This is a genomic window from Lebetimonas natsushimae (genome assembly GCF_002335445.1).
Lineage (GTDB): Bacteria > Campylobacterota > Campylobacteria > Campylobacterales > Nautiliaceae > Lebetimonas > Lebetimonas natsushimae.
Genome location: NZ_BDME01000001.1, coordinates 655,083 through 671,077, shown reverse-complemented (window position 1 = coordinate 671,077; position 15,995 = coordinate 655,083). Strand labels below are relative to the sequence as shown.

The 15,995-nt window shown below is 32.7% G+C and carries 12 protein-coding genes; all 12 read left to right on the top strand.

All coding sequences use genetic code 11. The features are described from left to right. Nucleotides 1-10 precede the first annotated feature (10 nt). Genes LNAT_RS03775 through arsB form a run of 12 tightly spaced genes read left to right on the top strand, consistent with a single transcriptional unit; the run spans nt 11 to nt 15,994 of the window. Entirely contained in the window at nt 11-346 is a 336-nt protein-coding gene (locus tag LNAT_RS03775) for a carboxymuconolactone decarboxylase family protein (protein WP_096258582.1), read from the top strand. Further along, nucleotides 336-1,307 (top strand): thiamine pyrophosphate-dependent dehydrogenase E1 component subunit alpha, encoded by a 972-nt coding sequence (locus LNAT_RS03770; RefSeq protein ID WP_096258581.1) that lies wholly within the window; start codon nt 336-338, stop codon nt 1,305-1,307. The genes LNAT_RS03775 and LNAT_RS03770 overlap by 11 nt, the downstream gene beginning before the upstream one ends. Continuing rightward, on the top strand, nt 1,294-2,268 hold the full coding sequence (locus LNAT_RS03765; protein ID WP_096258580.1) for an alpha-ketoacid dehydrogenase subunit beta: 975 nt from the start codon (nt 1,294-1,296) through the stop codon (nt 2,266-2,268). The genes LNAT_RS03770 and LNAT_RS03765 overlap by 14 nt, the downstream gene beginning before the upstream one ends. Then, nucleotides 2,258-3,490: a dihydrolipoamide acetyltransferase family protein gene (locus tag LNAT_RS03760; RefSeq protein ID WP_096258579.1), complete on the top strand. Its 1,233-nt coding sequence runs from the start codon at nt 2,258-2,260 to the stop codon at nt 3,488-3,490. The genes LNAT_RS03765 and LNAT_RS03760 overlap by 11 nt, the downstream gene beginning before the upstream one ends. Further along, nucleotides 3,487-4,776, top strand: a complete 1,290-nt coding sequence (locus LNAT_RS03755) for a dihydrolipoyl dehydrogenase family protein (protein ID WP_096258578.1) — start codon at nt 3,487-3,489, stop codon at nt 4,774-4,776. Before LNAT_RS03760 ends, LNAT_RS03755 begins: the two co-directional genes overlap by 4 nt. A 1-nt stretch (nt 4,777) precedes the next feature. Continuing rightward, nucleotides 4,778-7,456 carry a plasma-membrane proton-efflux P-type ATPase gene (locus LNAT_RS03750; RefSeq protein ID WP_096258577.1) on the top strand — a complete coding sequence of 893 codons (2,679 nt, stop codon included), beginning with the start codon at nt 4,778-4,780 and terminating at the stop codon, nt 7,454-7,456. Continuing rightward, a complete protein-coding gene (locus LNAT_RS03745; protein ID WP_172413491.1) occupies nt 7,453-8,688 on the top strand; it encodes an MgtC/SapB family protein in 1,236 nt (411 codons plus the stop codon). The genes LNAT_RS03750 and LNAT_RS03745 overlap by 4 nt, the downstream gene beginning before the upstream one ends. Nucleotides 8,689-8,747: 59 nt before the next feature. Further along, nucleotides 8,748-9,656 (top strand): beta/alpha barrel domain-containing protein, encoded by a 909-nt coding sequence (locus LNAT_RS03740; protein ID WP_172413490.1) that lies wholly within the window; start codon nt 8,748-8,750, stop codon nt 9,654-9,656. Further along, on the top strand, nt 9,653-12,049 hold the full coding sequence (ppsA, locus tag LNAT_RS03735) for a phosphoenolpyruvate synthase (RefSeq protein ID WP_096258574.1): 2,397 nt from the start codon (nt 9,653-9,655) through the stop codon (nt 12,047-12,049). The genes LNAT_RS03740 and ppsA overlap by 4 nt, the downstream gene beginning before the upstream one ends. Further along, a complete protein-coding gene (locus LNAT_RS03730; RefSeq protein ID WP_096258573.1) occupies nt 12,046-13,449 on the top strand; it encodes an MBL fold metallo-hydrolase RNA specificity domain-containing protein in 1,404 nt (467 codons plus the stop codon). Before ppsA ends, LNAT_RS03730 begins: the two co-directional genes overlap by 4 nt. Then, the gene (locus LNAT_RS03725) at nt 13,446-14,747 is read left to right on the top strand and encodes an APC family permease (protein WP_096258572.1); all 1,302 of its coding nucleotides are present in this window, start codon (nt 13,446-13,448) and stop codon (nt 14,745-14,747) included. Before LNAT_RS03730 ends, LNAT_RS03725 begins: the two co-directional genes overlap by 4 nt. Next, nucleotides 14,747-15,994, top strand: coding sequence for an arsenical efflux pump membrane protein ArsB (gene arsB, locus LNAT_RS03720; protein ID WP_096258571.1), 1,248 nt, complete (start codon nt 14,747-14,749; stop codon nt 15,992-15,994). Before LNAT_RS03725 ends, arsB begins: the two co-directional genes overlap by 1 nt. Nucleotide 15,995 lies beyond the last annotated feature (1 nt).

Genomic DNA, 15,995 nt, shown 5'->3' with positions numbered 1-15,995 from the left:
GGGGTGGAAAATGAAAGAAAAACTTCAGCAAATTGGAGAATTATTGGAAGAACTTAAAAATAATAAACCTGAAGAAATTCAAGCTTTTTTAAATTTTCTGCAAAGGGCAGAAAAGGATTCTGCAATAAGCGCTAAAAATAAAGAGCTTATAAATGTTGCCCTTGCAGTTGCAGCGCAGTGTGAATGGTGTATAGCCTTTCATACAAAAAATGCAATACAACTCGGAGCCAGCAAAGATGAAATTTTGGATGCAGGATTTCAGGCTGTATTAATGCACGGGGGCCCTGCGCTTATGTATATGATACCTCTGCTTGATGCAATAAAGGAGTTTAGCAATGAAGGCTAGTGAAGTTAAAACATTTTATTATCTTATGAAACTTGGCCGCAGATTTGAAGAAGCGGCAAAAGAAGAGTATATGAAAGGAAATATTGCTGGATTTTTACATCTTGACATCGGTCAGGAAGCTGTAAGTGTTGGGACAATGCAGGCTTTTGACAAAGGGGACGTTTTTACCCATTACAGAGAGCATGTTTTAGCAATTGCAAGGGGAATGGACCCTAAAGTTATTATGGCTGAGCTTTTTGGCAAAAAAACAGGTATAAGTAAAGGAAAAGGCGGTAGTATGCACCTTTTTGAGCCAAACTTAAGTTTTTACGGTGGTGATGCAATAGTAGGAGGTCAGTTTCCTATGGCTGTGGGATGCGCATATGCCAGAAAACTAGAAGGCGAAAATGCGGGAGTTTTTGCAATAGGAGGAGACGGAGCCACAAACGGGGGCGCTTTTTTTGAAAGCATAAATTTAGCAGCCGCCTGGAAACTTCCTATTATATTTTTTATAGAAAATAATTATTATGCCATAGGAACAAGAATCGGATGGGTCTCTCCTTTTGAAGAACTTTACAACAAGGCAAAAAATTATATGCCAAGTGTAAGAATTAACGGAATGGATGTATTTGAGGTTTATAATGAAGTTATGAAAGCAAAAGAATATATTGAAAACGGGCTTGGTCCGTATTTTATAGAGGCTGAAACATACAGATTTGAGGGACACTCTATGAGTGACAATGGAAAATACAGAAGCGAAGAAGAGATGGAAATTTTCAAAAGAAGGGACCCAATTGAAAATCTTAAAAACAAAGCATTAAAACTTGGTATTGTGGAAAAAGAGTTTTTTGATGAAACAGATAAAAAAATAGAAAAAGAAATAGCTGAAGCTGTGGAATTTGCGGCAAATTCCCCTGAACCGGAAATTGAAGAATTACATACGGATGTATATTGCAAGGAGTGTGAAAATGTTGTATCGTGAGGCGTTAAACAGGGCTATTGATGAAGCAATGGAAAAAGACGAAAGTGTTGTAATTTTAGGCGAAGATGTAGGAAGATACGGGGGAAGCTATAGGGTAAGTGAAGGACTTATAAGCAAATACGGGGAAAAAAGAGTAATAGATACTCCTATTGCAGAACTTAGCATTGTGGGAAACGCAATAGGTATGGCAATAGGAGGATTAAGACCTATTGCAGAAATTATGACAGAAAATTTTTCACTTTTAGCTTTTGACCAGATAATAAATCATGCAAGTAAACTCAGATATATGAGCGGAGGGAAAATAACTCTGCCTCTTACCATCAGAATGGCAGGAGGTGTTTCACGCCAGCTTGCCGCACAGCACAGCGAAAATTATGAAACAATGCTTAGCTCTGTTCCCGGACTTTATGTTTTATGCGCAAGCAACGCGACTTATGCTTATCATGCTTTGAAGTGGGCAATTTTCAGCAACGACCCGGTAATTTTTCTTGAACATGAACTGCTATATCCTGTAGATATGGAATTTAGGGAAGTTAAAGATTTTAATCCTTTTAAGGCGGAAATCGTAAAAGAAGGAAAAGATTTGACAATTGTAACTTATTTTAAAATGAGATACGATGTAATAGAGGCTGAAAAGGAACTTGCAAAAGCCGGAATTGATGCGGAGATTATTGATTTAAATTCACTTCGTCCAATTGATATTGAAACAATTGCCAAGTCCATTAAAAAAACCAAAAAATGCGTAATTGTGGAAGAAGACCATAAAACAGGTGGAATGGGAGCTGAAATAGCTGCTCAAATTATGGAAAATTGTTTTTACGATTTAGACGCTCCAATTCTTAGAATTGCAGGAGAGGATGTACCGATTCCATACAATAGAAAACTAGAACTTGCTTCTATCCCTACTCCGGATAAGATTGTAACAAAAATCCTTAAATGGAAGGCCGAAAATGGAATATAAAGTAACAATGCCAATACTCTCCGATACAATGGATAAAGGTAAAATTATCAAATGGTATGTAAAAGAGGGGGATTTTGTAAAAAAAGGCAATAAACTAGTTGAAGTGGAAAGCGATAAAGCAACAATGGATATTGAAAGTTTTGTAAACGGAAAAGTTAAAAAAATTTTAGCTGGTGTTGGTGAGGAAGTTCCGGTAAAAAGCGTTATTGCCGTAATTGAAACTGAAGCAAAAAATAATGAAAAATTGAAAGTGAAAAGTGAAAAAGACAATGTAAAATTGAAAATGGAGAATGGAAAATTAAAAAATGAAAAATTAAAAAAAGCACCGGAAAAAAAAGAAGAAATAGATATTGACAAATTAATCTCTGAATTGACTTCTTCAACCGAAAAATCAATTTCAGGAAATGCTTCTCCTGCAGCTAAACAAAAAGCTAAAAAATTCAATATCGACATAGAAAAACTACAAAACGAAAATGCTCTTGCTAAACCGGCACACGAAAAAGATATTGACGAATATTTAATAAACCGATATTTTACAAAAAAAGCGGCAAAACTTATTAAAGAATATAATATTGATATAGAAAACTTTAAACTAAACCATAAAATAAGAGAAAACGAAGTTTTAAATTATATAAAAGAAAATAACATTGCTAAAATTACAAAACTTAGCCCCAATCAGTTAGCCGTTGTTAAAAATGTCGAAAATTCCATAACTAAACCAACTTTTTTTATGTTTGATGAAATATCTTTACAAAAAGGAGAATATAAACTAACTGCATATTTAATAAAAGCATTAGCAAATACAATGCAAAAAAATCCATTAACACGAAGTATATTAAAAGAAAATAAACTTTTAACCTACCCTTCTTCTAATATTTCAGTGGCCGTAGCAAGAGATGACGGACTTTTTATGTGCGTTATTAAAAATGCAGAAGATAAAAGCTTAGCCGAAATAAATGATTGGCTAAAAGAAATAAAAACTAAAAGATTAACAATTGAAGATTTGACTGGTTCAACTTTTGGCTTAAGCAATCTTGGAATGTTTAAAGTCAAAAGATTTACTGCACTTATTAATGATAAAGATGCCGGAATTATGGCAGTTGGAAGTTTAATTGACGGAAAAATGAAAGTTACTTTTACATTTGACCACAGAATTATAAATGGGACTCAAGCGGCAAAATTTGTCAATGATTTGAAAGTTGAAATTAAGGAGATACAATGAGAGATGTTATATGCCTTGGTGGAGGGTTGAATTATGCTGCCGCTGTTGTTTTGGCAAAAGCTGGGAAAAAAGTCACTTTAATAGAAAAAGATTTAAATTTTTTAGGGGGAAACTGCCTTCATTTGGGATGTATTCCTTCTAAAAACCTGCTCCATCGTGCCAAAACAGTTTTAGAATCAAGTGAAGATGTATTTACACAAAAAGCAAAAATTAATGTAGATAAACTTTTGAATAAAACATTTGAGAAAATTAAAAAAAATACAAACGGCGTTTTAATGCAGTTAAAAGCGGCAGGAGTTGAGATAATTGAAGGCACAGGATATGTTACGGATGACGGAGTTGAAGTAAACGGGGAAACACTGCAGGCCAAATATATAATAATCGGGACAGGTTCTCATCCGAGAATTCCTGAAGGAATAGAAGTTGACAACAAAAAAATAATAACTTCAAAAGATGTTTTTTCTTTAACTAACTTACCAAAACACATTGCAATTTACGGAAGCGGTCCGATTGGGCTAGAATTTGCGGGATATTTTACCGCACTTGGAAGCAAAGTTGATTTAATTTATAGACATGAACATATTTCAAAAAAAATAGCTTCTGAAATTGTAGAAAAAATGGAAGAGCAGTTAAAATCAATCGGGGTCAATTTAGTTGCCAACACTTCCATAACAAAAGCAACCGTAAACAAAAAAGTGGAAATGGAAACCAATAACGGAAAACTAACTGCAGATATGCTTTTAGTAGCAACTGGAAGAATTCCAAATACATGGGCAATAAAGACTAATAAAATCAAAATTTCAAAAGGAATTGATACGAATGATTATTTTGAAACTTCTATGCAAAACGTTTTTGCAATAGGTGATGTAAATGCAAAATTAATGCTAGCCCACGCCGCAAGAGCCCAGGCTCTTAACGTAGCAAATCAGATTTTAGGCAAAAAAGAAAAACTAAACCTTGATAATATTCCAAAATTTATCTATACAATGCCTCTAAGTTATGCAGCTGCAGGTAAAATGGAAGGTAAAAAAACAATATTTACACTAAACCGTCTTGGAATCAGCGGGGCTGTATTAAACAGCGATAACGGAATGGTAATTTTATATACAGATGAAGAAAACTTTATAAACGGAGCTGAAATTTTTGCTCCAAATGCTGAGGAAATTATCGGAATAATAAGTGCTGCCTTAGCAGGTGAAATGGATAAAGACATATTGCAAAAAGCAGTATTTCCTCATCCGACTTTCTCAGAAGCAATTGACAGAGTGTTAAGGAGGGTAAAATAAAATGGCTATACCGGTTGATGAAGTAAAAAATTTAAGTATTGAAGAAACTCTCAAAAAATTTGAAACCGATTTACAAAAAGGTTTAAATAGCGAAGAAGCTAAAAAAAGACTTCAAAAATACGGTCTTAATGAAATACCTGAGTATAAAGAGCCGCTGTGGCACAGAATATTTAGGAGATTTTGGGGACCGATTCCATGGATGATTGAAATTGCGGCAATTTTAAGTGCACTTGTTCATAAATGGGAAGATTTTACCATTATTATGATAATGCTTTTTGTAAATGCCGGACTTGACTTTTACCAGGAACATAAAGCCTTAAATGCTATTGAGGTATTAAAGAAAAAACTCGCCAGAAAAGCTCTTGTTTTAAGAGATGGAAAATGGCAGGAGATTCTGGCAAAAGAACTGGTTCCAGGGGATATTATAAAAATAAAAATAGGAGATATTATCCCAGCTGATGTAAAATTAGCCGGCGGGGGCGATTATATTTCAGTTGACCAATCCGCCCTAACGGGTGAGAGTCTGCCTGTAAATAAAAAACCCGGAGACGCAGCGTATTCAAACTCAATCGTAAAACAAGGTGAAATGATTGCAATTGTTGTCGGAACAGGACTTAACACATATTTTGGAAAAACAGTAAAACTTGTTGCAAAAGCCCAGGAAAAACAAAGAAGCCATTTCCAACAAATGGTAATAAAAGTCGGAAACTTTTTAATTATTATTACTGTGTTTTTAGTAGCAATTATTATTTTTGCAGGTATCAAAAGAGGAGACCCTATTTTTGATTTACTCGAATTCTCACTCGTTCTAACAGTTGCCGCAATTCCTGTGGCACTTCCAACAGTTTTAACAGTAGTAATGGCGGTAGGAGCTCTTAATCTTGCCAAAAAACAGGCAATTGTTTCAAGACTTGCGGCTATTGAGGAAATGGCCGGAATGGATGTATTGTGTTCGGACAAAACTGGAACTCTTACACAAAATAAAATGACAGTCGGTGATATTTATGCTGAAGATGGGAAAAAACAAGAAGAAGTTATTCTTTATGCAGTTTTGGCCAGTAAAAAAGAAAATAACGACCCTATAGAAAAACCTATTTTTGAATGGGCCGAAAAACATAATCTTCAAATTCCGAAATTTGAACTTATCAAATTTATCCCGTTTGATCCTGTCAGGAAAAGAACCGAGGCGTATATAAAAATAGAAAATAAAGAAATGATAGTCACAAAGGGTGCCCCTCAGGTGATTATAGAAATGTGCAATTTAACTAATTCAGAAAAGCAAAAAGCATACAATAAAGTGGAAGAATTTGCCCAGGACGGATTTAGAACACTGGGAGTCGCATATAAATTAAAAGAAGAAAATGCATTTAATTTTATAGGTCTTATTCCTCTGTTTGACCCGCCTCGGGTTGACAGCAAAGAGGCAATCGAAGAAGCAAAATCAAAAGGCGTGGAAGTTAAAATGGTCACAGGCGACAATGTGGCCGTTGCAAAATACATAGCCAAAATTCTGGGTATTGGCGAAAACATTTATTCAATCAGGGAACTTAAAAACGAAAAAAATGATGAATATGTAATATTAGCTGAAGTTATTTCAAAAGCGCTTTTGAAAACTCTTAATCTAAGTGAAGAAGAAATCAATCAAAAAGTAAAAGAAGTAGTAAAACTAGTTAAAGAAGAAATAGAAAAATCTAAAAAACTGGTAAAAGGTTCAGTTAAAAGACATGAAAGTGAAATTATAAAAATAATAGAAGAAGCAAACGGATTTGCAGAAGTATTTCCAGAAGATAAATATTTTATAGTGGATGAGCTTCAAAAAGCAGACCATATCGTAGGTATGACAGGAGACGGTGTAAATGACGCCCCGGCACTTAGAAAAGCAGATACGGGAATTGCCGTAAGCGGTGCAACAGATGCGGCAAGGGCTGCTGCTGATATTATCCTTATGGCACCCGGACTTAAAGTAATAGTTGATGCAATTAAGGAAGCCAGAATTACATTTGAGAGAATGAAAAGCTATACCGTTTTTAGAATCGCTGAGACTATAAGAATTATTGCATTTATGACTTTGGCTATTGTTGTGTTTAATTTTTATCCCCTTACGGCTTTAATGATTATTATTTTAGCCTTGCTTAATGATATCCCGATTCTCGCAATAGCTTATGACAATACAAAAATAAGAAAAAAACCAGTAAGATGGTTAATGCACGAAATGTTGGTTCTTTCCACATATCTTGGAATTGCGGGTGTGATAAGCAGCTTTTTGATTTTTTATCTTTTAATGGTTTATTTAAAAAATCACCCAAATTCACCGCTTTTTATGCCAATGATACCTGAGTGGGTAAATGTAAATGATCCACAAAGTTATATAAGCTGGGTTCAATCCGTCATTTTCGCAAAACTCACTATTAAAGGTCACGGAACAATTTACAATACCCGTATAGCAGGTCATTTTTATGAAAAACCATATCCAAGTTTAATTCTTTTTGGTGCAACATTTTCAACAAGGGTAATTGGTACAATTATAGCCGTATACGGTTTTGGACTAATGACGCCAATTGGATGGGCATGGGGGATTTTTTCATGGATATATGCGTTAACTTGGTTTATGATAAATGACAATGTAAAATTATTGGTTTTGGCATATTACAGAAAAACAAGACATGAAGAGGTATTATGATCCCACTTGATTTGTTATATTTTCTAATAGTTCTGGTTTTTTCCTTTTTAACCGGACTAGAACTTAAAACATACAGAATTTCAAAGGGAATCCAAAAGCCTCATTTCGGTTCCACCCGAACTTCAACATTTATAGGAATTTTGGGATTTGTGTTTTATAAAATTAATATAAATCTCTATATTTTAGGTTTTTTTTCCATAACATTGCTTTACGCAATCCATTATTATTTTAAAAATCAAAATTTAAGAACTTCAATTCTTTCTTTTTTAATAATTTCCCTTGTTTATTCATATTCTGGTATTTTATTTAAAACAAATAATATATGGATTGTTGCAATTATTTTTGTATCAATTGTGTTTATTTTAAATTATAAATCACATGCAAAAAATATTTTTTCTCAAATTAATCAAACAGAAATAGAAACCTTTGGAAAATTTATTCTTTTAAGTGCAGTAATTTTACCTGTTTTACCTAAAACCCCAATTAAATTCTTGGAGATATCCCCTTTTAAAATCTGGCTAATAGTTGTAATTATTTCATCTATATCTTATTTTAGTTACATTGCCCAGAAATTTCTTTTTAAAAATAAATCATTCTTAATTACAGGAATTTTCGGAGGGCTTTATTCATCTACCGCCACAACCGTTGTTTTGGCAAAAAAAGCTTTCAGCATTAATGCAAACGAAAATATTTTGAATATTATAAATTCATCTATTATTCTTGCAACCTCAATGATGTATATAAGAATTTTGGTAATTGCGTTTATATTTAATCAAACTGTTTTTTATAACTTATTTGTTCCTTTTTTAATATTTTCATTGATTGGTATAATAATTTCACTTTTACTGTATAAATCCGAATCCACAATACAGGCCCCAATTGATGACAGAAACCCTCTTGAACTTGGCACAGCTTTTGTTTTTGCACTTCTTTTTATTTTAATGATTTTAATTACCAAATTTGTAACATTGAATTATGGAAACATCGGACTTAAAATTCTTTCATTTACAGTTGGATTTACGGATATAGACCCGTTTATTTTATCACTTCTTACAGGAAAATTTTCAGTTACAATAAACGAAATCGCAAGTGCAATCATAATTGCTGCAGGAAGTAACAATATTTTAAAAGCTATTTATTCTTATATTTTCAGTAAAAAAATTACTTTAAAAGCCAGTTTATTTTTAATTTTTTTAGGATTTATCAATATAATTTATGGATTAATAATATAGTTTAAGCAAAAGTTAAGAAAAAAAGCGTTACAATAAATAAAACTTTTAAGGAAATGGAAATGAAAAAATATATCCCGGCAGATGTGCCGATAGGTAAAAGAGAGGAATTTTTAAAAAATTTTTTAGAAATCACCAATAATACCGGAAGACTTATGCTTTTTGCGGGCGACCAGAAAATTGAACATTTAAACAATGATTTTTACGGAGATGGCATAGCGGAAGATGACAACAGTCCTGAACATCTTTTTAAAATAGCTGCAAATGCAAAAATAAGCGTATTTGCCACTCAGTTTGGACTTATTACCCGGTATGCAAATCTTTATCCTGATGTTCCATACTTAATAAAATTAAATTCAAAAACAAACATAATTCCTTACTCGGCAAAAGATCCTTACTCGAAACAGATGGTTGATATGAAAGATGTGATTGAATTTAAAAATGATATGGGCATTAATATAAAAGGTGTGGGGTATACTGTATATTTAGGCAGCGAATATGAAAGAGAAATGTTAAGTGAAGCTGCAAAAATAGTTAACGCGGCCCATAAAAATGCAATGATAGCGGTTCTTTGGATGTATCCGAAAGGAAAATTCATAAAAGATGAACACGACCCTCATTTAATAGCAGGAGCTGCAGGAGTTGCAACGTGTCTTGGGGCTGATTTTGCAAAAGTAAAAGTGCCTTTAAAAAACGGAGAATTTAAACCTGAACTGTTAAAAGAAGCCGTGCAGGCTGCAGGAAATACGGGAATATTGTGTGAAGGCGGTAAAAAAATAGATGAAGAGGCTTTCTTAAAAGAATTATACGAACAGATCCATATAGGCGGAGCCAGAGGAAACGGTACAGGCAGAAACATTCATCAAAGAGAATTAAACGAAGCTATAAAAATGGCAAATGCCATTTATGCAATTACATGTGAAAATAAAACGCTTGAAGATGCGCTAAAAATTTTAAGGAGCCAAAAATGAGTAAATTTATAAAATGGTTTAAAGAAATCGGGATAAAAGATGTGGATGAAGTCGGGGGTAAAAATGCAAGTTTAGGTGAAATGTATAATCACTTAACTCCTCTTGGAGTAAATGTTCCAAACGGATTTGCAGTAACCGCTACAGCTTATAAACATTATTTGGATAAAAATAATTTATGGGAATCACTAAAACATTTATTTGAAAATTTTAATCCTGATGATATAGATGAACTTAAAAGAGTTGGAAAAACTGCAAGAGAACTTATAATGAAAGCTGAAATTCCTGAGGATTTAAAAAACGAAATTTTAGATAATTATCATAAACTCCAAGTTGAATACGGTAAAGATGTGAGTTTGGCAGTTAGAAGTTCGGCTACTGCTGAGGATAGCCCGACAGCTTCATTTGCAGGACAAAATGAAACATACTTAAATATTAAAGGTGATGAAAATGTTTTATGGGCTTATAAAATGTGTATCGCTTCTAATTTTACAGACAGAAGTATCAGTTATAAATATACCCATAACTTTAACCCGCTTAAAGTTTATCTCTCAGTTACAATTATGAAAATGGTAAGAAGCGACCTTGGAAGCAGTGGTGTTATGTTTTCACTTGATACAGAAACAGGGTTTAGAGATGTTGTATTTATAAATGCAGCCTGGGGACTTGGGGAAAACGTAGTTCAGGGAACTATTAATCCTGATAGCTTTTTTGTACATAAACCAACTTTTAAAAAAGGATATAGAGCCGTTTTAAAAAGAAAACTTGGCGATAAAGAAAAAATGATGGTCTTCAGTGACACCCTAAATCAGGCCAATCTTGCAGAACAGTTTACAAAAAACCTTAAAACCCCTATTGAAAAAAGAATGAGATTTGCAATATCTGATGAAGATGTTTTAACATTAGCAGACTGGGCTATAAAAATAGAAGAGCACTATTCCGAAGTAAACGGTCATTATACTCCTATGGATATGGAATGGGCAAAAGACGGGATTGATAATAGATTATATATGGTTCAGGCAAGACCTGAGACAGTCCATTCACAAGAAAAAGTTACTGAATTTGAAATTTATAAACTTCTTGAAAAAGGAAAAGTTCTTCTTACAGGAAATGCAGTAGGTGAAAAAATCGGGGCTGGAAAAGTTTGTATTATGCATTCTATGGCCGAAGCTGAAAAATTCAATGAAGGTGATGTACTTGTAGCCCCTACCACTTCTCCAGACTGGGAACCTGTAATGAAAAAAGCAAGCGCAATTGTAACAGAAACAGGAGGTAGGACCTGTCATGCGGCAATTGTAAGTAGGGAACTTGGGAAACCGGCAGTTGTTGGGGCAAAAAATGCCACAAGAATATTAAAAGATGGACAGCCTGTCACTGTCAGCTGTGCCGAGGGGGAAGTTGGAAAGGTTTATGATGGAATATTAAAATATGAAATTGAAAAAATAGATATTTCAAAACTTCCACGTCCTAAAACAAAAATTATGATGAACCTCGGAAATCCAGAACTTGCCTTTTCACTTGCAAAACTCCCTGTTGATGGTATAGGACTTGCCAGAATGGAATTTATTATTACAAATTACATCAAAGCCCACCCTATGGCTATAAAACATCCTGAAATGCTAAGTGAAACTGAAAAGGCATTGATTGATGAGCTTGCTTTTCCGTTTGACGGAGATGCGGAAGACTTTTTTGTAAAAACACTAAGCGAAGGTGCAGCTACTCTTGCAGCCAGCGTATATCCGAAAAAATGTATTGTAAGAATGAGTGATTTTAAATCAAATGAATATGCAAATTTACTTGGTGGAAGACATTTTGAGCCAGTTGAAGATAACCCGATGCTAGGTTTCCGTGGAGCTGCAAGATACACACATCCAAACTATAAAGAAGGATTTGAGCTTGAATGTAAAGCCATGAAAAGAGCTATTGAGAAAATGGGATTTGATAATATTGTCTTAATGATTCCATTTTGCAGAAGAATAGATGAAGCGAAAAGAGTAAAAGAGACTTTAATAGAAAACGGTCTAGGAGATGTTGAGGTTTATATGATGTGTGAAATTCCAAACAATGTAATTTTAATAGATAAATTCCTTGAAATTTATGATGGAATCAGTATTGGTACAAATGACTTAACACAACTTACTCTTGGAGTAGATAGAGACAGTGAAATAGTAGCATTTGATTATGATGAAAGAGATGAAGGTGTAAAAACCATGGTAAAAATGGCTGTTGAAGGTGCTAAAAGAGCTAATAAATATAACGGACTTTGCGGTCAAGCCCCAAGTGATCATCCTGATTTTGCCGAATTTTTGGTTAAAATTGGAATTGAAAGTATGAGCCTAAATCCTGACAGTGTATTAAAAATCATAAAAGATATAGCTGAAATGGAAAACAAATGATAGTACAAAAACAACCTTATGAAGAATCACACGGAGCTGCAAAAGTTGTAACCGGTTCTATGCACCTTCTTGATACAATAAAAAGCAGAGTTTTAATAGATGCAGGAATGTTTCAAGGAAAAGATGAATATAAAAATTTCGAGCCACTCGGATTTAATCCAAAAGAAGTTGATGCCCTATTTCTTACTCATGGACATTTAGACCATGTAGGAAGAATCCCTCTACTTTACAAATATGGATTTGAAGGAAAAGTTTTTGCCCATCCTGCAACATTTGATATTGCAAAGATAGTTTTACTTGATGCTGCGAAACTCCAGGAAGAAGATTATCAGACAAAATTTAAAAAAGCCCAGAGAAAAGGAAAAGAGAATCTAATCAGAAAACCTCTTTACACAGTTGATGATGTAAAAAAAATATTTAAAAAAATGAAAAAAGTAAAAGTTGATTACAACAAACCTTTTAAATTTAAAAATCTAAGAGTTACTTATAAAGATGCCGGACATATATTAGGAAGTGCTTTTATTGAATTTGATTTTGAAGAATTCGGAATTAAAAAAAGAGTGGTTTTCAGTGGAGATGTCGGAAATAAAAATAATAATATTTTACCTCCTCTTCAAAATCCGAGCTTTGCAGATGCTTTATTTATAGAATCAACTTATGGTGACAGACTTCACAAAAGTTTTGAAGAAAGTAAAATCGAATTCAAAAAAGCAATAATCGAAACCCTGATGAACGGTGGAAATGTAATGATTCCGACATTTGCAATTGAAAGAGCCCAGCAGCTTTTATGTATTTTAAAAGAAATGAGTTTGGAAAAATCACTTCCAAAACATGCAAAAGTATTTTTAGATTCCCCAATGGCAAGTAAAGTCACAGCTGTTTACAGAAAGTGGGACAAATTACTAAAAAAAGAATGTCAAAAATATAAAAACCATCCATTTGAATTTAAGCAATTACGACTGGTAAAAGATGTTGAAGAATCAAAAAAAATAAATGATATTGAAAGAGGTGCAGTTATTATTGCCGGAAGCGGAATGTGCAACGGCGGAAGAATTCTTCATCATTTTAAACACAGAATCTGGAATCCTAGAAATGCGGTTATTTTTGTCGGATATCAGGCTGTTGGCACACTTGGAAGAGAAATAATTGACGGGGCAAAATATATAAGAATATTTCACGAAGATATAATTGTAAAAAGTAAAATTTATACAATTAACGGATTTTCAGCACATGCAGACCAAAGGGAATTGTTAGAATGGATGGAAAAATATAAAAAACTTGACAGAGTGTTTTTAATTCACGGAGAATATGACAAGCAGGTAATTTTTAAATCTGTAATATTAAACGAAATGAATAAAAAAGCCCATATTGTAGAAGAAGGGGAAAAAATATATCTATGAAAAATAAAGCTTTTGGGCTTTGGAGTGCGGTATTTTTAGGTATAGGTTCGATGGTTGGAGCTGGTATTTTTATAGTTATAGGAGAAGCAGGAAGCATTGCAGGAAATATTGTATGGCTTTCATTTGTAATAGGCGGAATAATTGCACTTCTTAGCGGTTATTCCCTCGCAAAACTGGCTCTGCGTTATCCATCCCGCGGTGGAATAGTTGAATATTTAGTCCAAGAATATGATGTAAACATATTTTCAGGCGCTATGAGTGTTATGTTTTATTTTGCCCAGCTTATTGCTATTGCAGCTGTTGCTAAAAGTTTTGGGGAATACGGGGCAAGGCTTTTTGGTTATTCATCAACTTTCTCTATTAATTCATTTGCCCTCGGAATTATTGCATTTTTTACAATAATAAATCTGATAGGCGCAAGTGTAGTTGCCAAAAGTGAAAATATAATAGTAATTATTAAACTTTCAGTCCTCGTGATTTTTACTATTTTAGCTTTTTTTACCATAAAGCCAGAATATCTCTCCTTGAAAAATACTCCTCCTCTTATTAATATATTTTTTGCAGTAGGTCTTACTTTTTTTGCATATCAGGGATTTAGTGTAATTACAAATACCGTTGAAGATATGGAAAACCCGAAAAAAAATATGCTAAAAGCAATGCTCTTAGCTGTATTAATAGTAATGGTTTTATATGTGGCAATAAGTATTGCAGTATTAGGAAATTTATCATTAGACAAAGTTATAAAAGCAAAAGATTATGCCCTAGCCCTTGCTGCCAAACCTCTTTTAGGTGAACTTGGATTCAAAATTATGGCAATAACTGCCCTTATTTCCACTGCAAGTGCAATAAACGCTTCTCTATATGCAGCAACCCAGATAAGTTATGATTTGGCAAAAAACGGAGAATTGCCAAAAGAATATGAATATAATGTCTTTCATTCAACCGAAGGACTTTTAATTAGTGTTATTCTAATTATTCCTTTAATTCTGTTTTTAAATTTAACTGAAATTACAACAGTTGCGGCTTTAAGTGTATTAATTATTCAAGGAATTGTCCATTTAGGGCATTTAAAACTTTATCATAGAACTGATGCAAATAAATATTTGATATTTTTAGCATTTTTCTTAATGTTTTTAGTTGTAATACTGACAATTTATTATAATACGAAAAAGGACATCAGTATAGTTTGGTATTTAACAGCTAGCTTTATTTTTGCTTTTGCAATTGAATTTGTTTTAAGAAAAATTACTCACAGAAAAATTACAAAACAAATTCATAATATATATAAGAAGATTTAATGATTTTAGCACTTTCTATTTTTTTAATTACACTCATTTTAATCCTTTGGCAGCCAAAAGGCTTACAAATTGGCACCAGCGCAATAATTGGAGCAACTGCAACTCTTATTTTAGGATTAGTTAATTTTAATGATGTAATTGAAATCATAAAAATAGTCTGGGATGCTACACTTGCTTTTATTGGAATAATAATTCTCTCAACCGTTTTGGAAAAAAACGGATTTTTTGAATATACTGCAATAAAAATAGCAAAACTATCACGCGGAAGCGGAAATTTACTGTTTGTTAATTCTATAATTTTAGGAAGCATTGTTGCAGCTTTTTTTGCAAATGACGGTGCTGCACTGATTCTAACTCCAATACTTCTTTCAAAACTTAAAATGCTTAAACTCAATATAAAAACAATTATTTCATTTTTACTTGCAGGAGGATTTATAAGCGATGCTGCCTCATTACCATTTGAATTTTCAAATCTGACAAATATAATTACTGCTGATTATTTTCATATAGGATTTATTAAATATTTTTCAAATATGGTTTTTCCGTATATTCTAAGTACAATTTCCTCCACTTTTATTCTTTGGATTTTCTTTAAAAAAAATATCCCAAAAAAAATAAATATCAATCTTTTACCGAATGAAAACAGTGTAATAAAAGATAAAAAATTATTTAAAATTTCCTGGTTTTTTTTAGGTTTATTATTAATTAGCTATTTTATAAGTGATATTTATCACATACCTATATCTTTTTTTGCATTTGGCGGAGCAATGATATTTCTTTTAATTTCTCAAAAAATTGTAAATACAAAAGAAATAATTAAAACAGCACCATGGCAGATTATATGGTTTAGTATCGGGCTTTTTATTATAGTTTATGGTCTTAAAAATGAAGGTCTTACCGATTACCTAACCGTAATATTAAAAGAAATTTTACAAATAAACAAAAATTTAGCAATCATTGCAACCGGATTTATTTCAGGAATTTTAAGTGCAGTAATGAACAATTTACCGACAGTTATAATTATGGATATTTCACTTAAAAGTATAGGAAACGAAGCTATGATTTATGCAAATATAATCGGTGCAAATATTGGTCCTAAAATGACACCTTTTGGAAGTCTGTCAACTTTACTATTACTCCACATAGCTAAACAAAAAGGAATTAATATAACTTTTAAAGAATATATAAAATTCGCAATTATAATTACACCTATAGTACTTTTAATAGTACTTTTGACTTTAATTTAAA